This is a genomic window from Micromonospora sp. PLK6-60, from assembly GCF_019890675.1.
Classification (GTDB): domain Bacteria; phylum Actinomycetota; class Actinomycetes; order Mycobacteriales; family Micromonosporaceae; genus Micromonospora.
On the sequence record NZ_JAIOAA010000018.1, the window covers coordinates 1 to 21985 of the forward strand.

At 73.4% G+C, this 21985-nt stretch carries 16 protein-coding genes; 11 read left to right on the forward strand and 5 right to left on the reverse strand.

The window, feature by feature from the left end; genetic code table 11:
* Positions 1–45: 45 nt before the first annotated feature.
* Complete coding sequence (locus tag K7640_RS25110; protein WP_222957381.1) at positions 46–720, reverse strand: hypothetical protein; 675 nt, start codon at positions 718–720, stop codon at positions 46–48.
* Positions 721–789: 69 nt separating this feature from the next.
* Here K7640_RS25110 and K7640_RS25115 point away from each other — a divergent pair, with 69 nt between their 5' ends.
* Genes K7640_RS25115 through K7640_RS25125 form a run of 3 tightly spaced genes read left to right on the forward strand, consistent with a single transcriptional unit; the run spans position 790 to position 5110 of the window.
* Complete coding sequence (locus K7640_RS25115; protein ID WP_222957382.1) at positions 790–3408, forward strand: valine--tRNA ligase; 2619 nt, start codon at positions 790–792, stop codon at positions 3406–3408.
* Positions 3405–4739, forward strand: coding sequence for a folylpolyglutamate synthase/dihydrofolate synthase family protein (locus K7640_RS25120; RefSeq protein ID WP_222957383.1), 1335 nt, complete (start codon positions 3405–3407; stop codon positions 4737–4739). Before K7640_RS25115 ends, K7640_RS25120 begins: the two co-directional genes overlap by 4 nt.
* Positions 4736–5110 carry a DUF4233 domain-containing protein gene (locus K7640_RS25125; protein ID WP_222957384.1) on the forward strand — a complete coding sequence of 125 codons (375 nt, stop codon included), beginning with the start codon at positions 4736–4738 and terminating at the stop codon, positions 5108–5110. The genes K7640_RS25120 and K7640_RS25125 overlap by 4 nt, the downstream gene beginning before the upstream one ends.
* A gap of 52 nt (positions 5111–5162) precedes the next feature.
* Here K7640_RS25125 and K7640_RS25130 read toward each other — a convergent pair whose 3' ends face one another.
* The gene (locus K7640_RS25130; RefSeq protein WP_222957385.1) at positions 5163–6437 is read right to left on the reverse strand and encodes a VOC family protein; all 1275 of its coding nucleotides are present in this window, start codon (positions 6435–6437) and stop codon (positions 5163–5165) included.
* 143 nt (positions 6438–6580) lie between these two features.
* Here K7640_RS25130 and ndk point away from each other — a divergent pair, with 143 nt between their 5' ends.
* Entirely contained in the window at positions 6581–7006 is a 426-nt protein-coding gene (gene ndk / locus K7640_RS25135; protein ID WP_222957386.1) for a nucleoside-diphosphate kinase, read from the forward strand.
* Positions 7007–7061: 55 nt separating this feature from the next.
* Here the strand turns inward: ndk and sigJ are convergent, their stop codons facing one another.
* A complete protein-coding gene (sigJ, locus tag K7640_RS25140) occupies positions 7062–7946 on the reverse strand; it encodes an RNA polymerase sigma factor SigJ (RefSeq protein WP_308042701.1) in 885 nt (294 codons plus the stop codon).
* Complete coding sequence (locus K7640_RS25145; protein WP_222957387.1) at positions 7943–8386, reverse strand: carboxymuconolactone decarboxylase family protein; 444 nt, start codon at positions 8384–8386, stop codon at positions 7943–7945. Before K7640_RS25145 ends, sigJ begins: the two co-directional genes overlap by 4 nt.
* 444 nt (positions 8387–8830) lie before the next feature.
* Here K7640_RS25145 and ileS point away from each other — a divergent pair, with 444 nt between their 5' ends.
* Together ileS and K7640_RS25155 are read left to right on the forward strand one after the other, a co-directional pair.
* Entirely contained in the window at positions 8831–11977 is a 3147-nt protein-coding gene (gene ileS, locus K7640_RS25150; protein ID WP_222957388.1) for an isoleucine--tRNA ligase, read from the forward strand.
* A gap of 154 nt (positions 11978–12131) precedes the next feature.
* Positions 12132–12809, forward strand: coding sequence for a 1-acyl-sn-glycerol-3-phosphate acyltransferase (locus K7640_RS25155; RefSeq protein WP_222957389.1), 678 nt, complete (start codon positions 12132–12134; stop codon positions 12807–12809).
* Positions 12810–12949: 140 nt separating this feature from the next.
* Here K7640_RS25155 and K7640_RS30405 read toward each other — a convergent pair whose 3' ends face one another.
* Positions 12950–14020 (reverse strand): hypothetical protein, encoded by a 1071-nt coding sequence (locus K7640_RS30405; RefSeq protein WP_255609921.1) that lies wholly within the window; start codon positions 14018–14020, stop codon positions 12950–12952.
* A 698-nt stretch (positions 14021–14718) separates the two neighbouring features.
* Here K7640_RS30405 and K7640_RS25165 point away from each other — a divergent pair.
* The 5 genes from K7640_RS25165 (at position 14719) to rpmA (ending at position 21931) form a co-directional block, all read left to right on the forward strand.
* Positions 14719–16704 carry a TIGR03960 family B12-binding radical SAM protein gene (locus tag K7640_RS25165; protein WP_222957390.1) on the forward strand — a complete coding sequence of 662 codons (1986 nt, stop codon included), beginning with the start codon at positions 14719–14721 and terminating at the stop codon, positions 16702–16704.
* A gap of 244 nt (positions 16705–16948) precedes the next feature.
* The gene (locus K7640_RS25170; protein ID WP_222957475.1) at positions 16949–17662 is read left to right on the forward strand and encodes a TIGR03936 family radical SAM-associated protein; all 714 of its coding nucleotides are present in this window, start codon (positions 16949–16951) and stop codon (positions 17660–17662) included.
* Positions 17663–17796: 134 nt separating this feature from the next.
* Positions 17797–20802 carry an Rne/Rng family ribonuclease gene (locus K7640_RS25175; RefSeq protein ID WP_222957391.1) on the forward strand — a complete coding sequence of 1002 codons (3006 nt, stop codon included), beginning with the start codon at positions 17797–17799 and terminating at the stop codon, positions 20800–20802.
* 545 nt (positions 20803–21347) lie between these two features.
* On the forward strand, positions 21348–21665 hold the full coding sequence (rplU, locus tag K7640_RS25180) for a 50S ribosomal protein L21 (protein ID WP_222957392.1): 318 nt from the start codon (positions 21348–21350) through the stop codon (positions 21663–21665).
* Positions 21666–21676: 11 nt separating this feature from the next.
* Positions 21677–21931, forward strand: coding sequence for a 50S ribosomal protein L27 (rpmA, locus tag K7640_RS25185; protein ID WP_088975624.1), 255 nt, complete (start codon positions 21677–21679; stop codon positions 21929–21931).
* The last annotated feature ends 54 nt before the right edge of the window (positions 21932–21985 follow it).

Genomic DNA, 21985 nt, shown 5'->3' on the forward strand with positions numbered 1-21985 from the left:
CGATCCGGAAGAGGCGCCGGCGGCGTACCCGGAAAATGCCCGGGGTCAGCGGGTCTGCATGCCCTCGCGCATCTGGCGGAACAGCGGCCCGGCGGCGTCCACGCCGCGGCCGGCGAACATGGCCATCACGGCGCTGCCGTGGTCGGCCCAGCCGCAGACCGCGAAGTCACCGCCGTCGCCGCTGGTGGTGCCGCACTTCATCACTCCACCGAGCCGCCCGGCGTCGACCTTCCGCAGCCCGGCCACCCGGCCGGCCTCGTCGGCCATCAGCCGGAAGAGGCTGTCCAGGTCCCGCTCCGGCTGCCAGAGCAGGGTGGTGCCGCCGAAGACGAGCACCGAGCGCCGCTCGTCGGCCGGGTCGCGGTAGACCGTGCCGAAGCTGCGGTCCAGCTCGATGTCGGCGGCGAACCCGCTGCGCAGGTAGTCGGCGGTGCTGCGGGCCGCCTCGCTGTCGTCCCGCTGCAGCCCGGCCAGCTGCGCCGGCGTCTCCACCCGGGTGTCCTTCTCCTGGAAGACCCGCCAGCCGGCGACACCGGACGCCACCACCCCGGCGGCGACGACGGCCGCGACGACGCCCAGCACCACCCGCCGGCCACGTGAGCGCGGCCGATCGGCCGCGTCGTCCGGGTCGTGGTTGCTCAGCCGGATCGGCTCGTCGGTCAGGTCGACCGGCTCGGGACCCCCGTCCACCGGACGCTCGGTGAGATGTGCGTCGGACATGTTCGCCACCGTACGCGAACAACCGATGGCGCACGTCGGGTCCGCCGAAGCGCTCCGTAGACTTTGAGCGTGACCGACAGACTGGATGCCCGACGCCCCGACGCCCCGACCCTCGCCGGCCAGTACCAGCCCGGCGAGGTAGAGCAGCGACGGTACGAGCAGTGGGTAGCCGCCGGCCACTTCCGGGCGTCGGCGAGCAGCGACAAGCCCCCCTTCACCATCGTCATCCCGCCGCCGAACGTCACCGGCTCCCTGCACATGGGGCACGCGTTCGAGCACACGCTCATGGACGCGCTGACCCGGCGCAAGAAGATGCAGGGCTTCGAGGCGCTCTGGCTGCCCGGCATGGACCACGCCGGCATCGCCACCCAGAACCTGGTCGAGCGGCAGCTCGCCGGCGAGGGGCTGTCCCGGCACGACCTGGGCCGGGAGAAGTTCGTCGAGCGGGTCTGGCAGTGGAAGGCCGAGTCCGGTGGCGCGATCCTCGGCCAGATGCGCCGGCTCGGCGACGCGGTCGACTGGGACCGTGAGCGGTTCACCATGGACGAGGGCCTGTCCCGGGCCGTGCAGACCATGTTCAAGAAGCTCTTCGACGACGGGCTGATCTACCGGGCGAACCGGATCATCAACTGGTGCCCGCGCTGCCTGACCGCGCTGTCCGACATCGAGGTGGAACACACCGAGGACGACGGCGAGCTGGTCTCGATCCGCTACAGCGACGACGTGGTGGTGGCCACCACCCGGGCCGAGACCATGCTCGGCGACACCGCGGTGGCCGTGCACCCGGACGACGAGCGGTACCGGCACCTGATCGGCACGGAGGTGGCGCTCCCGCTCACCGACCGGCGGATCCCGATCGTCGGGGACGAGCACGTCGACCCGAGCTTCGGCACCGGCATGGTCAAGGTGACCCCGGCGCACGACCCGAACGACTTCGAGATCGGGCAGCGGCACGACCTGCCGTCGCTGACGATCATGGACGAGCGCGGTGTGATCACCGCGCCCGGCCCGTTCCAGGGCCTGGACCGGTACGAGGCCCGCCCGGCGATCGTGGCCGCGCTGCGTGAGCAGGGCCGGATCGTGGCCGAGAAGCGGCCCTACCAGCACTCGGTCGGGCACTGCTCGCGGTGCAAGACCACCGTCGAGCCGCGGCTGTCGTTGCAGTGGTTCGTCAACACCGGCCCGCTGGCCAAGGCCGCCGGTGACGCGGTGCGCGACGGCCGGGTGAAGATCGAGCCGGCGGAGCTGGCCAAGCGGTACTTCGCCTGGGTCGACAACATGCACGACTGGTGCATCTCCCGGCAGCTCTGGTGGGGCCACCGCATCCCCGTCTGGTACGGCCCGGCCGGCGAGATCGTCTGCGTCGGCCCGGACGAGGCGCCGCCGACCGGCGAGGGCTGGCGGCAGGACGAGGACGTGCTGGACACCTGGTTCTCCAGCGGCCTGTGGCCGTTCTCCACCCTCGGCTGGCCCGAGCGCACCCCGGACCTGGCGAAGTTCTATCCGACAAGCGTCCTGGTGACCGGCTACGACATCCTGTTCTTCTGGGTCGCCCGGATGATGATGTTCGGCCTGTACGCGATGGACGGCGTGCAGCCGTTCGACGTGGTCGCCCTGCACGGCATGGTCCGCGACGAGCACGGCAAGAAGATGTCGAAGTCGTTCGGCAACGTGGTCGACCCGCTCGACTGGATCGACCGGTTCGGCGCCGACGCCACCCGGTTCACCCTGGCCCGGGGCGCCAACCCCGGGCAGGACGTGCCGGTCAGCGAGGAGTGGTGCCAGGGCTCCCGCAACTTCTGCAACAAGCTCTGGAACGCCACCCGGTTCGCGCTGCTCAACGGCGCGCACACCGACGGGCCGCTGCCGGCGGCCGACACGCTCTCGACCGTCGACCGGTGGATCCTGTCCCGGCTGGCGCACGTCACCGCCGAGGTGGACGAGCAGTTCGAGGCGTACGAGTTCGCGAAGGTCTGCGACCTGCTGTACCACTTCGCCTGGGACGACGTCTGCGACTGGTACGTGGAGCTGAGCAAGCCGGTGCTCGCCGAGGGCGGCCCGGCCGCCGAGGCCACCCGGCGGGTGCTCGGTCACGTGCTGGACCAGCTGCTGCGGCTGCTGCACCCGGTGATCCCGTTCGTCACCGACGAACTGTGGTCGGCGTTGACCGGCGGCGAGACGGTGCTGACGGCGGACTGGCCGGTGGCGGACCGTACCGGAGTCGACGACGCCGCGGAGGGTGAGATCGGCACCCTCCAACGGGTGGTCACCGAGATCCGCCGGTTCCGGTCCGACCAGGGGCTGCGGCCCACCCAGCGGGTGGCCGCCCGGCTGGACGGCCTGGCCGTGGCCGGCATCGCCGCGCACGAGCCGCTGATCCGTTCGCTGGCCCGCCTCGACGCGGCCGGCGACGACTTCCAGGCCGGCGCCACCCTCGCCATGCCGGGCGAGGTGAGCGTCGCGCTGGACACCCGGGGTGCCATCGACGTGGCCGCCGAGCGGGCCCGGCTCACCAAGGACCGGGCGGCCGCCGAGAAGGAGGCCGCGCAGGCGCGGGCGAAGCTGGACAACCCGGCGTTCGTCGGCAAGGCCCCGGAGCACGTGGTTGCCAAGATCCGTGAGCGGCTGGCGGTGGCCGAGGCGGACCTGATCCGGATCGACGCCGCCCTGGGGGCGCTCGCATCGTGACCGACCGTACCGAATTCGCCGAGGTGGAAGCCGCGCTCAACGCGCGCGGCTTCACCCGGATGCGTTTCGAGCTGGAGAAGATCGAGTCCCTGCTCGACCTGCTCGGCAGCCCGCAGCGGGCATACCCGTCGATCCACCTGACCGGGACCAACGGCAAGACCTCCACGGCCCGGATGATCGACTCGCTGCTGCGGGCGTTCGGGCTGCACACCGGCCGCTACACCAGCCCGCACCTGGAGACCGTCCGGGAGCGGATCAGCCTGGACGGGGAACCGGTGAGCGAGGAGCGCTTCGTCGCCACCTACCGGGAGGTGGCGCCGCTGGCCGAGCTGGTCGACCAGCGCTCCGCCGAGCCGCTCACCTACTTCGACCTGACCACCGCGCTGGCGTTCGCCACGTTCGCCGACGCGCCGGTGGACGTGGCGGTGGTCGAGGTGGGTCTCGGCGGCGCGGAGGACGCGACGAACGTGATCCAGGCCGGGGTCGCCGTGATCACCCCGATCGGGCTGGACCACACCGAGTGGCTCGGCGACACCATCGAGGACATCGCGCTGCACAAGGCGGGCATCATCCACCAGGGGGCCACCGTGATCGCGGCGGCCCAGGAGGAGGAGGCCGCCCGGCCGATCCTGGAGCGCTGCGCCGAGGTCGGCGCCACCGTCGCCCGCGAGGGCGCCGAGTTCGGCGTGCTGCGCCGGGCGGTGGCCGTCGGCGGCCAGGTGCTCACCATCCAGGGCCTGGGCGGGGTGTACGAGGAGATCTTCATCCCGCTGCACGGCGCCCACCAGGCGCAGAACGCGGCGGTGGCGCTCGCCGCGGTGGAGGCGTTCCTCGGCGCGGGCGCGAAGCGTCAGCTCGACATCGACGCCGTCCGGGAGGGTTTCGCGGCGACCAGCTCGCCGGGCCGGCTGGAGAAGGTGCGCAACGCGCCGACCATCCTGCTCGACGGCGCGCACAACCCGCACGGGATGGCCGCCACGGTGACCGCGTTGCAGGAGGAGTTCGCCTTCAGCAAGCTGGTCGGGGTGCTCGCCGTGCTCGGCGACAAGGACGCCGCCAGCCTGCTGGAGCTGCTGGAACCGGTGCTGGACTCGCTGGTGGTCACCCGGAACACCTCACCCCGGGCGATGCCGGTCGACGAGCTGGCCGCGCTGGCCCGGGAGGTCTTCGGGGCGGAGCGGGTGCAGGTCGCCGAGGAGATGCCGGACGCCATCGAGGCGGCCGTCGCGGAGGCCGAGTCGGAGGTGCCGGGCGAGCTGTCCGGGGTCGGCGTGCTCATCACCGGGTCGGTGGTGACCGTGGCCGACGCCCGCCGGCTGCTCAAGCGATGACCGACCCCGGAGCCGACCGGCCCGGCGGGGCCCGGCGCTCGGGGCTGCGCGACCCGGACCGGGCCGTACGCGGCCTCGGCGCGGGCACGCTCGCGCTGGAGGCGCTGGTGCTGCTGCTCGCCATCCAGCCGATCCGGCTGGTCGGCGGGGACCTGGGTGGCCCGGCCATCGCGGCGATCGTGGCGCTGGCCGTGGCGTGCGTGCTGCTGGCCGGCCAGATGAAGCGGCGGTGGGCGTGGCCGGCCGGCACCGCCGTGCAGGGCGCGTTGCTGCTCTGCGGGCTGCTGCACTGGTCGCTGCTGGTGCTCGGGGTCATCTTCGCGCTGGTGTGGGGGTACGCCCTGCACGTGCGGCGGGTCATCCTCGGCTGAGTGTCAGGGCCCCTGCTGTCCGGTAGGCGATGACAGGGGCCCTCCTTGCCGGTCAGGCGTCGGCGGTGAGGGCGCGCCACTCGGTCAGGGCGACGCCGTGGCCGTCCGGGTCGCGGAACGCCGCGGCCCACGCCTCCATCTTCGCGCCCCGGTTGACCACCCGCGGCGCGTACGTGAAGCGCACCCCGGCGTCCCGCAGCCGCTGGTACGCGCCCTGGATGTCGGCGACGTCCAGGTTGACGTGGACCAGCCGGCGGTTGATCGGCGCCGCGCCGTTGACCTGGCGCAGCACCAGCCGGGTGGCGCCGGAGACGAGCACGGCGTTGCCGGACCCCCGGTCGAACTCGGCGAAGCCCAGCACGTCCCGGTAGAACTCCACGGACCGGTCCAGCTCGGACACGAGCAGGGTGATGCCCACCCCGTTGATCGGCGCGGCCGCCTCCACCGGGTCGCCGGCCGGGGCGTACCCGCCGAAGACCGCCTCGTCGAGCTCCTCCGGGCCGGGCGTCGTCGGCTCGTCCAGCGGGACGTCGATCGGGTCGACCGGCACCGTGCTGACCGGCACCGTGTCGGCCGGCTCCGGGTCGAACCGTTCCTCGGCGGGCGGGCGCGGCGACGGGGCCCGCTTGGGCAGCGGCCCGGTGGGCGGCGGCTCGACCAGGATGCCCTCCAGCACCACCGGGCCGCCCGGCCGCTGGTGCACCACCACCGGCTCGCGCTCCTCGGGCCGCAGCGGGACGTCCTCCGCCAGCGGATCCGGCGCCGGCGGGTAGTCGTCGCGGAAGTCGTCCTCCGGGACGCGGTCGGCCCACGGCGGGGCCTCCTGCGCGATCAGCACCTCGTCGATCGGCTCGGTGGCGACGAAGTCGGGGGGAAGGTCCGCCACGGCGGCGCTCTCGGCGTGGGTGGGCACCTCGTCCCAGAGGACCCGGACGTGGCGCGGGTCGTCCAGGGCCACCCGGATCGGCAGCGCCTGGCCGAGCGAGGGCCACTTCGCCACCGGCACCCGCGGCTCGATGATCTTCTTGGACCGGGGCGGCAGGCCGGGCGCGTCGATCACCAGCTGGAGCTCGCACCGGCCGAAGGCGTACTGGGTGGGCGGCTCGGAGGCGCTGTGCACGTGACCGACGCCGACCACCCAGGTCCGGCCGCCGCCGCGCACCGTGGCCAGCGCGATGGCCAGCACCAGCAGGGCCACCCCGAGGGCGACGATCGCCCAGCTGGTCATCCCCAGCCCGAACAGCACCACGAAGGTCGCCACGGTGCCCAGCACCGCGCCGATCAGCTTGCGTACCGGCGCGATGGACCGGCTCCCGCCATTCGCCACAGTGGACCTCCCTGGGGTCAAGGCCAGGCTAGGCCGGAGCGGCAACGCTAGGGAAGGCGCAGCCGCCGCGCCGACGCCGGGACCGGGTCGCTACGCTGACGGTACCCAGCCAGACCGGCTTCCGCGCACAGGAGGAACCCAGCGTGTCCAGCAGCAGCCCGGATGAGCGCTCGCTCGTACTGATCAAGCCGGACGCGGTGCGCCGCGGCCTGGTGGGGGAGATCCTCACCCGGTTCGAGCGCAAGGGCCTGCGGATCGACGCCCTGGAGGTGCGGACGCTGACCGGCGAGTTCGCCGACGAGCACTACGCCGAGCACGTCGACAAGCCGTTCTACCCGCCGCTGAAGGCGTTCATGACGGGTGGCCCGCTGGTGGCGCTGGTGCTCGCCGGCGACCAGGTCATCGAGGTCGTCCGGGGCATGATCGGCAGCACCGACGGGCGCAAGGCCGCCGCCGGCACCGTCCGGGGCGACCTGTCCCTGTCGAACCGGGAGAACCTGGTGCACGCCTCCGACTCGCCGGACAGCGCCAAGCGGGAGATCGCCCTCTGGTTCCCGCAGCTGGGCTGACGTTCTTCCCGACGGCCCCGGTTCCCCCGCGTGGGACCGGGGCCGTCGCCTGCGCTCAGCCGCCGACCCGGGTCAGCTTGTCGGGGTTGCCGACCAGGTAGACGCCGGTGATCCGGCCGCCGGCGGCGGCGACAGCGAGCGTGTAGCGGGCGCCGTTCGGCCAGGTCAGCAGCAGTGCGGGCGCGGCGTTGAGCTCGACGGGCGTGGCCCGTACCCCGGGGCGGCGGCGGCCGTACACCCCGGCGAAGAAGCGGGCGATCCGGTCCGCGCCGGACACCGGGTTGCGGGCCGCGCGGATCCGCCCGCCGCCGTCGGACCAGGCGGTGGCGTCGGCCGCGACCAGGTCGGTCAGCCGGGCCAGGTCGCCGTCGCGCGCGGCGGCGAGGAAGGCGTCGAGCAGCCGGCGCTGCTCGGCCGGATCCGCGGTGAACCGGCGCCGCTCCGCGGCGAGCCGGGCCGCCGCGCGGTGGTGCAGCTGCCGGCAGTCCGCCGCCGACCGGTCCAGGATGTCGGCGATCTCCGCGTACGGCAGGGCGAAGGCGGTGTGCAGCACGTACACCGCCCGCTCCGGCGGGGTGAGCCGTTCCAGCAGGTGCAGCAGGGCGGTGGAGATCGTCTCCCGCAGCTCGACGGTCTCCAGCGGCCCGAACGGCGACGGGTCGGTGGGCACCGGCTCGGGCAGCCACGGGCCGACGTACGTCTCCCGGGTGGCCTGCCGGGCGCGCAGCCGGTCCAGGGCCAGCCGGGTCACCACCCGGGACAGGTACCGGCGCGGCTCGGCGACCGCCCCCCGGTCGACGTCGAGCCAGCGCAGGTACGCCTCCTGGAGCACGTCCTCGGCGTCGTGCAGGCTGCCCAGCAGCCGGTACGCCAGCCCGAGCAGCATCGGCCGGTGCGCGGTGAGCGCACCGGCCGCCTCCGCCGCCCCGGTGGTGGTCACACCTCGATCGGCGGCTGGGTCCGGCTGCTGATCACGATCCGGTTCCACACGTTGATTGTGGCGATCGCGACGACGAGGTCGGCCAGCTCCTTCTCCGACCAGACCTTCGCGGCGGCGTCCCACACCTCGTCGGGCACGCCGTGCTCGCCGAGCCGGGTGACCGCGTCGGTCAGGGCCAGCGCGGTCCGCTCCCGCTCGTCGAAGAACGACGGGGCCTCCCGCCAGGCGGCCAGGACGAAGAGTCGCCGGCTGTCCTCCCCGGCGCCGAGCGCCTCCCGGGTGTGCATGTCCACGCAGAACGCGCAGCCGTTGAGCATCGACGCCCGCACCTTCACCAGTTTCAGCACGGTGTGGTCCAGGTTCGCCCGGGCGTAGCGCTCCAGCCCCAGCACCGCCTGGTACGCCTCCGGCGCCACCGCCGCCAGGTTGATCCGGCTCATCGCCGCCTCCTCGTGTCGTGGGTACGCCCGAACGACGGATCCCGGCCGGGCCGGTGTGACGGCGCGGGCTGTGACGGTGGTCATGGGGGCGCGCTGAGGTGTTAGGAGGGGGCCCTTCCTATACAGAATGCGTTAACAAGGGCCCCCTCCTTTCCTCCGGATACTCGGGGGCGGGGTGGTGGGCGGGTCGAGTACGCTTGACCGCACACAGGCGACGACCCGGCCATCACCGGTGAGCCTCCGGAAGAACGGCCGGGTGACCGGCTCAGTAGAACCGGACGGGACGGCCCGTCACAGCCGGCCAACGAGCGGGCGGTCAGCACCTTGACCGCCAAGCGGGGTGGTACCGCGGGCCCGGCCCGGCACGCCGTCACGGCGCACCGGAACGGGGTCGTCCTCGCAGACCCACAGGAACATGTGAGCTGCTGAGGAGAGCGACAGGCGATGGCCTATCCGTTGCACGACCCGACCGCCGCCGGCGTCCCGGCGAGCCCGGACCTGCCCGCGGTCGAGCGGCGGGTGCTGGAGCACTGGACGGCCGACAAGACCTTCGAGGCCAGCGTCGAGGCCCGCCCGACCGGCGACGACGGCAAGAACGAGTACGTCTTCTACGACGGCCCGCCGTTCGCCAACGGCCTGCCGCACTACGGCCACCTCTTCACCGGGTACGTCAAGGACGTGGTGCCGCGCTACCAGACCATGCGCGGCAAGCACGTCGAGCGCCGCTTCGGCTGGGACTGCCACGGCCTGCCGGCCGAGGTGGTGGCCGAGAAGCAGCTCGGCATCACCAGCAAGGCGGAGATCCTCGACCTTGGGGTGGCCCGGTTCAACGACGCCTGCCGCGCCAGCGTGCTGGAGTTCACCCAGGACTGGGAGCGGTACGTCACCCGGCAGGCCCGCTGGGTGGACTTCGCCAACGACTACAAGACGCTCGACCTGGACTACATGGAAAGCGTCATGTGGGCCTTCAAGACCCTGCACGACAAGGGCCTGGTCTACGAGGGCTTCCGGGTGCTGGCGTACTGCTGGCGGTGCGAGACCCCGCTGTCGAACACCGAGACCCGGATGGACGACGTCTACCGGGACCGGCACGACCCGACGCTGACCGTGTGGTTCGAGCTGACCGGCGACGAGTCCGCGCCGGAGCCGGTGCGCGGGCCGGTCCGGCTGGGCGTCTGGACCACCACGCCGTGGACCCTGCCGTCGAACCTGGCGCTCGCCGTCGGCCCGGACATCGAGTACGCGGTGCTGGAGCGCGACGGCCAGCGGTACGTGGTCGGCGCGGCGCGGCTCGGGGCGTACGCCAAGGAGTTGGAGGGCTACGAGCAGGTCGGCACGGTGTACGGCCGGGACCTGGTCGGGCGCCGGTACACGCCGCTGTTCGACTTCCTGGTCGAGCAGGCGGGCGAGCACGCCTACCAGGTGCTCGGGGCGGAGTTCGTCACCACCGAGGACGGCACCGGGATCGTCCACCTGGCCCCGGCCTTCGGCGAGGACGACCAGAACGTCTGCAACGCGGCCGGCATCCCGACCGTCGTCACGGTGGACGACCACACCCGGTTCACCGCGCTGGTCCCGCCCTACGAGGGCGAGCAGGTCTTCGACGTGAACAAGCCGGTGATCCGGGAGCTGAAGGAGCGGGGGGTGGTGCTCAAGCAGGACACCTACACCCACTCGTACCCGCACTGCTGGCGCTGCGACACCCCGCTGGTCTACAAGGCGGTGTCGTCGTGGTTCGTCGCGGTGACCCGGTTCAAGGACCGGATGGTCGAGCTGAACCAGCAGATCAACTGGACGCCGGGGCACATCAAGGACGGCTCGTTCGGCAAGTGGCTGGCCAACGCCCGGGACTGGTCGATCAGCCGGAACCGGTTCTGGGGCTCGCCGATCCCGGTGTGGAAGTCCGACGACCCGAACTACCCGCGGATCGACGTGTACGGGTCGCTGGAGCAGCTCGAGCGGGACTTCGGGGTACGCCTGAGCGACCTGCACCGGCCGGCGGTGGACGACCTGGTCCGCCCCAACCCGGACGACCCGACCGGTCAGTCGATGATGCGCCGGGTGCCGGAGGTGCTGGACTGCTGGTTCGAGTCCGGCTCGATGCCGTTCGCCCAGGTGCACTACCCGTTCGAGAACCGCGACTGGTTCGAGCACCACTACCCGGGTGACTTCATCGTCGAGTACATCGGGCAGACCCGGGGCTGGTTCTACACCATGCACGTGCTGGCCACCGCGCTGTTCGACCGGCCGGCGTTCCGCAACTGCCTCAGCCACGGCATCCTGCTCGGCTCGGACGGGCGCAAGATGTCCAAGAGCCTGCGCAACTACCCGGACGTCTACCACGTCTTCGACTCGTACGGGTCGGACGCGATGCGCTGGATGCTGATGTCCTCGCCGGTGCTGCGCGGCGGCGACATGCCGGTGACCGAGACGCTGATCCGGGACTCGGTGCGCCAGGTGCTGCTGCCGCTGTGGAACGTCTGGTACTTCTTCTCGCTCTACGCCAACGCGGACGGGCACACCGCCCGGCGCCGGGTGGACAGCACGCACCTGCTCGACCGGTACGTGCTGGCCAAGACGAACGAGCTGGTGTCGACGGTCGGCGCGCAGATGGACGCGTACGACATCTCGGGCGCCTGCGCGTCCGTCCGGTCCTTCCTGGACGCGTTGACCAACTGGTACGTGCGTCGTTCCCGGGACCGGTTCTGGGCCGGCGACGCGGAGGCGTTCGACACGTTGTGGACGGTGCTGGAGACGCTCTGCCGGGTGGTGGCGCCGCTGGCGCCGCTGACCGCGGAGGAGATCTGGCGCGGCCTGACCGGCGAGCGGTCGGTGCACCTGACCGACTGGCCGTCGGCGGACGAGTTCCCGGCCGACCACGAGCTGGTCTCCGCGATGGACAACGTGCGGGCGGTCGCCTCGGCGACGCTGTCGCTGCGCAAGGCGAAGGGGCTGCGGGTCCGGCTGCCGCTGGCGAGTCTGACCGTGGCCTCGCCGGCCGCCGCCCAGCTGCGTCCCTTCGCCGACCTGGTCGCCGACGAGGTCAACGTGAAGGCGGTGGAGTTCACCGACGAGGTGGCGAACTACTGCCAGCAGGTGCTGACCGTGGTGCCCCGGGCGCTGGGCCCGCGGGTCGGCAAGGCGGTGCAGCAGGTGATCAGGGCGGTCAAGGCGGGGGAGTGGGAGTTGGTCGACGGCGCCCCGGTCGCCGCCGGGGTCACCCTCGCCGAGGGCGAGTACGAGCTGCGCCTGGTCGCCGCCGATGTCGAGCACTCCGCGCCGCTGCCCGGCGGCGAGGGCGTGGTCGTGCTGGACACCCAGGTCACCCCGGAGCTGGCCGCCGAGGGGCTGGCCCGGGACGTGATCCGGGTGGTGCAGCAGGCCCGCCGCGACGCCGACCTGGACGTCTCGGACCGGATCACGCTGACCGTCGCCGCGCCGGCCGAGGTGCGGGACGCGGTCAGCGGGTTCTCGTCCTTCGTGGCCCGGGAGGTGTTGGCCGACTCGGTCGAGTTCGCCGACTCGGTCGACGGCTTCACCGGCGAGGTGGGCGAGGGCGAGCGGGTGACCGTGGCCGTGCGCCGGGTATGAGATGCAAGGAGGGGCCCCCTGTTAACGCATTCTGTATAGGAGGGGGCCCCTCCTAACCGCCACCCAGCGGGCCGGCGGGCCTCCCGGTCCGCGCGGTGTGGGGGCGTCCGCTACCGTGACACCGCCTGTTTCGCGTACGACCGCCGGAGGACCAGTGCCCCTGCTCTACACCATCGGCAAGCTCACCGTGGCGCCCGCGCTCCGGTTGGCCTTCCGTCCGCACGTGGAGGGGCTGGAGCACATTCCGGCGACCGGCGGTGCCATCTTCGCCAGCAACCACCTCTCGGTCGCCGACGAGCTGCTCCTCGGCACCGTGGTGCCCCGGCACCTCGCCTTCTGGGCGAAGGCGGAGTACTTCACCGGCACCGGCCTCAAGGGCGGCTTCTCCAAGTTCGTGCTCACCGGGCTGGGGGCGATCCCGGTGGAGCGCGCCGGGGGCCGGGCGGCGCTGTCCGCGTTCGACGCGGCCATCCCGGTGCTCAAGGCCGGCGATCTGGTGGCCGTCTATCCGGAGGGCACCCGCTCCCCGGACGGGCGCCTCTACCGGGGGCGGACCGGGGCGGCCCGGCTGGCGGTGGCCGCCGGTGTGCCGATCATCCCGGTCGGGGTGACCGGCACCGACAAGGCCCAGCCGATCGGCACCCGGGTGCCCCGACCGGGCCGGGCCAAGATCAGCATCAAGTTCGGCAAGCCGCTGGACTTCACCGGCCGGCCCGACGACCGCACGTCGTTGCGGGAGATGACCGACGAGTTGATGGCCGAGATCCAGAAGATCACCGGCCAGGAGTACGTCCCCCGCTACGCCCCCAAGCGCGGCGAACCGGCGGCCTGAGCGGTCACGGTGGGGTGCCCGCGCGGCGCTTCACCTGATCGAGCACCGCGTCCAGGTCGGTGCGCCGGCCACGAACCGGGCCATGCCCCGATTGTCGCCGCTGTGCCGATTCACCGGCGATGCGGGCGCGCATCCCCGGTTCAGGCGCCGTCGGGCGTGACGATCTGCTGGCGCATCCGGTCCAGCAGGGCCGCGCTGTCGTCCAGCGACAGCCGGGTGAACACGCCGGTGGCCAGGCTGCCGTGGTCCACCGAGGTGCAGACCACCACCGCCGCGCCGTCGTCCCGGCCCACCGCGCACCGCTCGTGCCGGCCGCGGACCCCGGTGTCCACCGGCACCGCGGCGTCGAGCGCGTACCGCTCGGTGAGGCGGGCCATCTCCTCGTCCGCGTCCGACTCCGGGCTGAGCCGGATGCCGGTGCCACCGAACACCGTCACCCGCTTGCCCTCCGGCGTGCTGTAGACACCGGCGAAGGTGTCCTCGATCAGCAGGCTGGACCCGCGTACCTCGGCCTCCAGCTCGCGGACCGCGGCCCGGTCGGCCGGATCGTCCCGCAGGCGCAGGCCGGCCACCTGGTCCGGGAGGGTCGCGCTGGCCGGGTACTGGGTGGAGAGCGGCTGCGCCCACCACAGCGGCAGTCCGCAGCAGCAGACCACGCTGAGCAGCAGCACCCAGGGCCAGCGCCGCCGGCGGCGGACCGGCACCGGGACGTACCCCTTGGGGGCCTGCCAGCCCGGTGGCGGGGTGACCGGCGGCGGTGCGGCGGCCCGGCGGCGCTGCTTCGGTGGCCGGGTCGGTGCGGGCGGCGCCGGCCGGGGCGGCGACACCGGGGCCGCCGGCGGAAATCCGCCGGACGGCGGCGCGGACGCCGGGTACGGCGCGGACGCCGGGTACGGCGCGGACGCCGGGTACGGCGTGGTCGGGTGCGGTGCGGGCACCGGGTGCGGCGGGTGTGGCGGGGGTGCCGGGGTGACCGGGCGTGCCGGGTACGGCGGGGTGTGGGCGAGCGTCGGCGGCAGCGCGGGGAAGTCGGTCGACGGCAGCTCCCAGCCGCCGGTGTCGGCGCCGGCCCACGGGTCCACCGGCACCTGGTGCTCGGGCGAGGCCGCCGGCGGCGGAGTCGGCTCGGCCGACTCACCCCAGGCGCGCTTGCGCGACGGCGGGGGCGGGACCGCCGCCGACCCGCTCCACCGGGGCGACTGCGTCTCCACCCGGGTGGGTTCCGGCCCGCCAGCGGTCGACGCGCCGGCCTGGTCGGCGCGGGTGGGGTCAGGGCTGCCCGGGGCGGTCGCGTCGGCCTGGCCGGACCGGCCGGGCCCGGCCCCGGTGGGGGTGGCGGCCGTCGCGTCGGCCTGGTCGGCCCGGGTGGCGGCCGACGCTCCCGAACCGGCCGGCGACCTGAGAGCGTCGGCCGATGCCGGGACGGCGTCGGCCGGGCCGGGAGCGGCATCGCCTGGCGACCCGGGGGCGTCGGCTGGTGTCGGGACGGCGTCGGCCGGCGACCCCGGAGCGTCGGCCGGGCCGGAAGTGGCATCGCCCGGCGACCCGGGAGCGTCGGCTGGTGTCGGGGCGGCGTCGGCTGGTGTCGGGACGGCGTCGGCCGGCCCAGGGGCGGCGTCGCCCGGGGGGACGGGGGCGGTGGGCGGCTCGTCGGCGACCGCCGGATCCGGGTTCCCGCCCGTGGCGGGGGCACCCTGGTCGGCCGGCCGGTCTGCGCCCGGCTGCGGCTCCGGCATCGCGGCAATCTCCTCTCGCGCCAGCTTGCGAGGTTAGTACCGGTCCGCCACCGACGCCGAATCCGCTGCTCCGCGAAGGCGACCCCGGGGGAGCGGGCGACCGCGCGGGCGGTGGGGTGCGGTGGTGCGGTGCGGCGTGGTGGGCGGCGGGGCACCGCGTACCCTTGGGCATCATGAGTGCCCCGTCCACGACGCCGCGCCCGACCGCGGCCAACTCCGTGTGGCCCCGGCTGGAGCCGCTGCTGCCCCAGGTGACCAAGCCCATCCAGTACGTGGGCGGTGAGCTGGGCGCGGTGGTCAAGGACTGGGACGCGGCGACCGTCCGGTGGGCGCTGATGTATCCCGACGCGTACGAGGTGGGCCTGCCCAACCAGGGCGTGCAGATCCTCTACGAGGTGCTCAACGAGCTGCCGGACGTGCTCGCCGAGCGGACGTACGCGGTCTGGCCGGACCTGGAGACGCTGATGCGCGCGCACGGCGTGCCGCAGTTCACCGTCGACGCGCACCGCTCGGTGCGCGACTTCGACGTGTTCGGCGTCTCGTTCTCCACCGAGCTGGGCTACACCAACCTGCTCACCGCGATCGACCTGGCCGGCATCCCGCTGCTGGCGGCCGACCGCACCGACGCCGACCCGGTGATCGTGGCCGGCGGGCACGCCGCCTTCAACCCGGAGCCGATCGCCGACTTCGTCGACGCCGCCGTGCTCGGCGACGGCGAGGAGGCGGTGCTGGAGATCACCCAGATCGTCCGGGAGTGGAAGGCGGAGGGCTCGCCCGGCGGCCGGGACGAGCTGCTGCTGCGGCTGGCCCGCACCGAGAGCGTCTACGTGCCGCGCTTCTACGACGTGGACTACCTGCCCGACGGCCGGATCCAGCGGGTCGTGCCGAACCGCCCGGACGTGCCGTTCCGGGTGCACAAGCGCACGACGATGGACCTGGACGCCTGGCCGTACCCGAAGAAGCCCCTGGTGCCGCTGGCCGAGACGGTGCACGAGCGGTACGCGGTGGAGATCTTCCGGGGCTGCACCCGGGGCTGCCGGTTCTGCCAGGCCGGCATGATCACCCGTCCGGTGCGGGAGCGCTCGATCACCACCGTCGGTCAGATGGTCAAGGAGGGGCTGGAGTTCTCCGGCTTCCACGAGGTGGGCCTGCTGTCGCTGTCGTCGGCCGACCACTCCGAGATCGGCGACATGTGCTCCGGCCTGGCCGAACAGTACGCGGGCACCAACGTCTCGCTGTCGCTGCCGTCGACCCGGGTGGACGCCTTCAACATCGACCTGGCGCAGGAGCTGTCCCGCAACGGGCGGCGGACCGGCCTGACCTTCGCCCCGGAGGGCGGCTCGGAGCGGATCCGCAAGGTCATCAACAAGATGGTGTCCAAGGAAGACCTGATCCGTACGGTCGTCACCGCGTACACCAACGGCTGGCGGCAGGTGAAGCTCTACTTCATGTGCGGCCTGCCCACCGAGACCGACGAGGACGTCCTCGAGATCGCCGACATGGCGCACGAGGTGATCCGGGCCGGCCGGGCCGCCACCGGTTCCAAGGACATCCGCTGCACGGTGTCGATCGGCGGGTTCGTGCCGAAGCCGCACACCCCGTTCCAGTGGGCGTCGATGTCGAGCCCGGAGGTCATCGACAACCGGCTCAAGCTGCTCAAGCAGGCCATCAACTCGGACCGCTCGTTGGGCCGGGCGATCGGCTTCCGCTACCACGACGGCGAGCCGTCGCTGATCGAGGGCCTGCTCTCCCGGGGTGACCGCCGGGTCGGCGCGGTGATCCGCAAGGTGTGGGAGAACGGCGGCCGGTTCGACGGCTGGAGCGAGCACTTCTCGTACCAGCGCTGGGTGGACGCCGCCGCCGAGGTGCTGCCGTCCTTCGGGGTGGACCTCGACTGGTACACCACCCGGGAGCGTACGGAGCTGGAGGTCCTGCCCTGGGACCACCTCGACTCCGGCCTGGACAAGGACTGGCTCTGGCAGGACTGGCAGGACTCGCTGTCGGAGTACGAGCAGGACGACTGCCGGTGGACCCCGTGCTTCGACTGCGGCGTCTGCCCGTCGATGGACACCGAGATCCAGATCGGCCCGACGGGCCGGAAGCTGCTCCCGCTGACCCCGGTCAACGGCATGAAGCTGCCCACCGGCGCCCAGCAGTAGGGTCGCCTCCGGCGACTCGCGGCAGGTCGGCCTGTCCCCGCGCCGGGACGGGCCGACTCGCGGCAGGTCGGCTGTTCCTTCCCGCCCGCCCCGCCCCCGGCCCCGGCCGGGCCGCCCCGGCTGGCCGTCGCGGTGGACGCTGCGTCAGGATGGGGCGGACACGCAGCCAGCACCCGAGGAGTTCACGATCGCCAGAAAGCCTCAACCCGAGGGCGGGCAGGCCCCGGTCGTCCAGCGCGTCCGGATCCGGTACGCCAAGCGCGGGCCGTTGCGGTTCACCTCGCACCGGGACTTCGCCCGGGCCTTCGAGCGTGCGCTGCGCCGGGCCGGCGTGCCGGTGGCCTTCTCCCAGGGCTTCACCCCGCACCCCAAGATCTCCTATGCCTCGGCCGCGCCCACCGGGGTGGCCAGTGAGGCGGAGTACCTCGAGATCGGCCTGCGCGCCGAGGTCGATCCGGGCGAGCTGCGGGCCGCCCTGGACGCCGCGCTGTCGCCGGGCCTGGACGTGCTGGACGCGGTGGTGGCCACCGGTGGCAGTCTCGCCGACCGGATCGAGGCCTCGCGCTGGCGCATCGAGCTGCCCGAGGTCGACCCGGCTGTGCTGGAACGGGCGGTTTCCGCCTTCCTGGCCGCCGACGAGGTACGCGTCGAGCGGATGACCAAGCAGGGCCGGCGCGCCTTCGACGCGCGTGCCGCCGTGATGAGCATCGATGTGCTGCCCGCCGTGGACCCGCCTTCCGGGGCGCCGGCGGTGTCATGTGCGATACTCGAAATGGTCGTGCGGCAGGTCACCCCGTCCGTACGACCCGATGACGTCCTTTCCGGCCTCCGCGCGGTGGCCGACCTGGAGCCGCCGGTACCACCCAGGGTGATCCGGCTGGCGCAGGGCACGGTGACCGCACAGGGGGCGATCGCGGATCCGTTGGAAGCGGACCGCGACGGGGCAACCATCGGATGAGGGCTGGCCGACGGCCAGCGCTCTAGGCAGGCAGACTTCGACGGTCGCGCACGCGCCCGGCGGAAACACCTTTGCGGCAACCCTGCGTGGCAGCGCTCACCCGCGCCCGGGGCGGCCAGAACTGGAGAACGTCCATGCTCGAGAACGAGCCCGAGGGCGGCGAACGGACCGGCGCCCAGCCGGTCGGCGAGTTCGCCGAAGGCAGCACCGAGAACAGCGCCCCCGTCGCGCCGCGCAAGCGGGCCACCCGGCGCCGGGCCGCCCCGCTCAACCAGCCGGAGCAGACCGACGCGCCCGCCGAGGCGCCCGGCGCCGCCGCGTCCGCGACCGACGAGTCGCACCAGGCCGAGGTCGTCGCCCCGGTCGCCGGTGAGTTGGAGACCCCACCCAAGACCACCCGGCGTCGTCGGAAGGCCACCCCGGCCAAGGCGGCCGAGGAGCCGGTCGTCGCCACCGGCGTCGAGGAGGGCTCCGCCGAGCTCGTACCGCCGGTCAAGGTGACCCGGACGCGCCGTAAGAAGGCCGCGGCCCCGGCCGCCGCCGAGCCGGCTCCGCCCGCCGCCGAGCCGGGCGAGGCGACGCCTGCCGTGGAGTCCGTCACCGAGGCGCCCGCCGAGGCCGCGCCCGAGCCGACCGAGCAGGCGGTGGCCGAGCCCGCCGACGAGGAGGCGGTCGAGCCCGCCGCCGGAACCACCCCCGCGGTCGAGGGCCTGACCGGCGCGGTCGCCGCGGCGGCCGAGGCGCCCGCCGGGGAGGTGGCCCCCGGAGCCGCCGTCCCGGGCACCGCCGAGCCGGTGGCCGAGCCGGCGCCGCGCACCCGGCGCCGCCGCGCCGCGCTCACCGCGCCCACCGTGCTCTTCATGGCCCCGCAGCCGGACGAGGTCCAGGTCGTCAGCCTGCCGACCGCCGAGCCGGTCGCCGAGGAGCCCGCCGAGCCGCCCCGGCGCCGCCGCCGGGGCCGCCGGGAGGCCGACCAGGTGGAGGCGGTCGAGCCGACCGAGGAGGTCGAGGAGGCCGAGGAGCCCACCGCCGAGGCCGAGCCGGCCGAGGATGAGGCCGAGGACGAGGACGAGGCCAGCGCTCGCCGCCGCCGTCGCCGGGGCCGGCGTGGTCGTGGCCGCGGCAAGGGCGGGGCCGACGAGGCCGAGGACGAGGCCGAGGAGGGCGTCCGCGCCGAGGCCGAGGAGGACGCCGAGGCCGAGGAGAGCGACGAGGGCGACGAGGGCGAAGGCGACGGGATGACCCGCCGCCGCCGTCGGCGGCGCCGCCGGGGCGCGGGTGACGTCGAGGCGGGGGCCGACGACGGCGTACCGACCGTGGTCAAGATCCGCGAGCCGCGCAAGGTCGCCGACGAGGTGCAGGGCGTCTCCGGCTCCACCCGGCTGGAGGCCAAGCGCCAGCGCCGTCGGGACGGTCGCGAGCAGCGCCGGACCCGCCCGCCGATCCTCAGCGAGTCGGAGTTCCTGGCCCGCCGGGAGGCGGTCGACCGGGTGATGGCCGTACGCCAGCGCGGCGACCGGACCCAGATCGCCGTCCTGGAGGACGGCGTGCTGGTGGAGCACTACGTGACCCGCAACTCGTCGGCCACCATGGCGGGCAACGTCTACCTGGGCAAGGTGCAGAACGTGCTGCCCAGCATGGAGGCGGCCTTCGTCGACATCGGCCGGGGCCGCAACGCCGTGCTGTACGCGGGCGAGGTCAACTGGGACACCACCGGCCTGGAGGGCCGGGCGCGCTCGATCGAGCAGGCGCTGAAGTCCGGCGACTCGGTGCTGGTGCAGGTCACCAAGGACCCGATCGGGCACAAGGGTGCCCGGCTGACCAGCCACGTCGCCCTCTCCGGGCGGCACCTGGTCTACGTGCCGAACGGCAACGCCTCCGGCATCAGCCGCAAGCTGCCGGACACCGAGCGCAAGCGGCTGCGGGACATCCTCAAGAAGCTGGTGCCGGACGGCGCCGGGGTGATCGTCCGAACCGCCGCTGAGGGGGCGAGCGAGGACGAGCTGGCCCGCGACGTCAAGCGGCTCCAGGCCCAGTGGGAGGACATCCAGGCCAAGTCGACCGAGGGTGGCGCCCCGGTGCTGCTCTACGCCGAGCCCGACCTGGTCATCCGGGTGGTCCGGGACCTCTTCAACGAGGACTTCCGGGAGTTGGTGATCGAGGGCGACGAGGCGTACTCGGTGGTCGACTCGTACCTGTCGCACGTCTCGCCGGACCTGGTCGAGCGGCTGCGCCGGCACGTCGGCACCACCGACGTCTTCGCCGAGTACCGGATCGACGAGCAGATCATCAAGGGGCTGGACCGCAAGGTCTTCCTGCCCTCCGGCGGCTCGCTGGTGATCGACCGCACCGAGGCGATGACCGTCATCGACGTCAACACCGGCAAGTACACCGGCTCCGGCGGCAACCTGGAGGAGACGGTCACCCGGAACAACCTGGAGGCGGCCGAGGAGATCGTCCGGCAGCTGCGGCTGCGCGACCTCGGTGGCATCGTGGTGATCGACTTCATCGACATGGTGCTGGAGTCGAACCGGGAGCTGGTGCTGCGCCGGCTCACCGAGTGCCTCGGCCGGGACCGGACCAAGCACCAGGTCACCGAGATCACCTCGCTCGGCCTGGTGCAGATGACCCGCAAGCGGATCGGCGCCGGCCTGCTGGAGGCGTTCAGCGAGACCTGCGAGTGCTGCAAGGGCCGCGGTCTGATCATCCACACCGAGCCGGTGCCGGAGAAGAAGTCCGGTGGCGCGGGGGAGAAGGTCAAGGCGGTGGCCACGGCGGCCACCCCCACCGAGCCCGCCGCCGGCTCGTCCCGCCGGCGGGGCCGCAAGGCCGCGGCCGCCGAACGGGCCGCCGCCGAGCCGGCCGAGGCCGACGCGGAGCAGCCGGAGCGCACCGTGGTGGAGACCACCGACGCCACCGGCGAGGACTACTACGACACCATGGGCTACGACCTGTCCCGGTACGCGGCGGAGACGTCGGCCGCGCCGGCGGTCGCGGACAGCCAGCAGGGCGAGTCGGCCCGGCTGGCCGGGGCGGACGACCCGGACGCGCTGGGCGACGCCGACGACGAGACCGCCGAGTCGGGCGGCGGGCGCCGCCGGTCCCGCCGGGGCGGGGCGCGACGGCGTACCCGGCCCTGACCGGCGGTGCACGCGGAACGGGGGCCCGCCCGGTCGGGAGGGCCCCCGTTCGGCGTTCGCGCGGCCGGCGGGTGTGCCGAAGGGCACACCGACGGCCCTGACCTGGGGGCTCCGCGACTAGGCCCGTGGGGGCCGGTCACGGCCGGGACAGCCCGACCCGCCGCAAGCGGGCCGCTCGGGTGGCCGGGACGGGCCGAGATGCCGCGAGTGGGCCGCTCGCGTCCCCGGGACGGGCCGACCCGCCGCAAGTCGGCCGATTACGTCGCCCGGGGCGGGCCGGTGTGCCGCTGAGCGGGCCGGTTTGGGTGCGGGGGCACCGATGGCGTACGCTGTCTTGCGGTGCACTTTGGTGCGCTGAGTTCCCGCGTGCCCGCGCCGCCGGCGTCACGGACCGGTGTCACGGCCCAGCCGTGGCCCGATCCGGTGTCACGGCCCGGTGTCACCCTCCGGTGTCACCGCCGCCCGGCGAGCCGCCGTGGGAGCAACCTGCCGGTAACGGTGGGAAAAAGACGCTAGCAGCCTCAACGACAGGGAGTCCGCCTCCGATGTACGCGATCGTCAAGACCGGCGGCAAGCAGTACAAGGTCGCCGAGGGCGACGTGATCGAGGTCGAGAAGCTCGCCGGTGCCCCCGGCGACGCGGTGAAGCTCACCGCGGTGCTCCTCGTCGACGGTGACGACCTGGTGACCGACGCGGCGAAGCTTGCCAAGGTCTCGGTGGCGGGCGAGATCGCCGCGCACACCAAGGGCCCGAAGATCCGGATCCACAAGTTCAAGAACAAGACCGGCTACCACAAGCGCCAGGGTCACCGCCAGCCGCTGACCCAGGTGAAGGTGACCGGCATCTCCAACAGCGGGAAGTAGGTCGTCCTTCAATGGCTCACAAAAAGGGTGCGTCCAGCTCGCGTAACGGCCGTGACTCCGCGGCCCAGCGGCTCGGCGTGAAGCGCTTCGGTGGTCAGGTCGTCAGCGCGGGTGAGATCCTCATCCGTCAGCGTGGCACCAAGTTCCACCCCGGTGACCTGGTTGGCCGCGGTGGCGACGACACGCTCTTCGCCCTGGCCGCCGGTGCGGTCCAGTTCGGCACCAAGCGCGGTCGCAAGACCGTCAGCATCGTGCCGCAGCAGTAGTTCTCCGGCGCAAGCGGGCCGCGGACCTCGGGTCCCGGCCCGCTTCGTCTTTTC

Coding starts and splice junctions, on each gene's coding strand:
- K7640_RS25110 (WP_222957381.1), bottom strand. CDS start 720: ATGTCCGACGCACATCTCACCGAGCGTCCGGTGGACGGGGGTCCCGAG.
- K7640_RS25125 (WP_222957384.1), top strand. CDS start 4,736: ATGACCGACCCCGGAGCCGACCGGCCCGGCGGGGCCCGGCGCTCGGGG.
- K7640_RS25145 (WP_222957387.1), bottom strand. CDS start 8,386: ATGAGCCGGATCAACCTGGCGGCGGTGGCGCCGGAGGCGTACCAGGCG.
- ileS (WP_222957388.1), top strand. CDS start 8,831: ATGGCCTATCCGTTGCACGACCCGACCGCCGCCGGCGTCCCGGCGAGC.
- K7640_RS25165 (WP_222957390.1), top strand. CDS start 14,719: ATGAGTGCCCCGTCCACGACGCCGCGCCCGACCGCGGCCAACTCCGTG.
- K7640_RS25175 (WP_222957391.1), top strand. CDS start 17,797: ATGCTCGAGAACGAGCCCGAGGGCGGCGAACGGACCGGCGCCCAGCCG.
- rplU (WP_222957392.1), top strand. CDS start 21,348: ATGTACGCGATCGTCAAGACCGGCGGCAAGCAGTACAAGGTCGCCGAG.
- rpmA (WP_088975624.1), top strand. CDS start 21,677: ATGGCTCACAAAAAGGGTGCGTCCAGCTCGCGTAACGGCCGTGACTCC.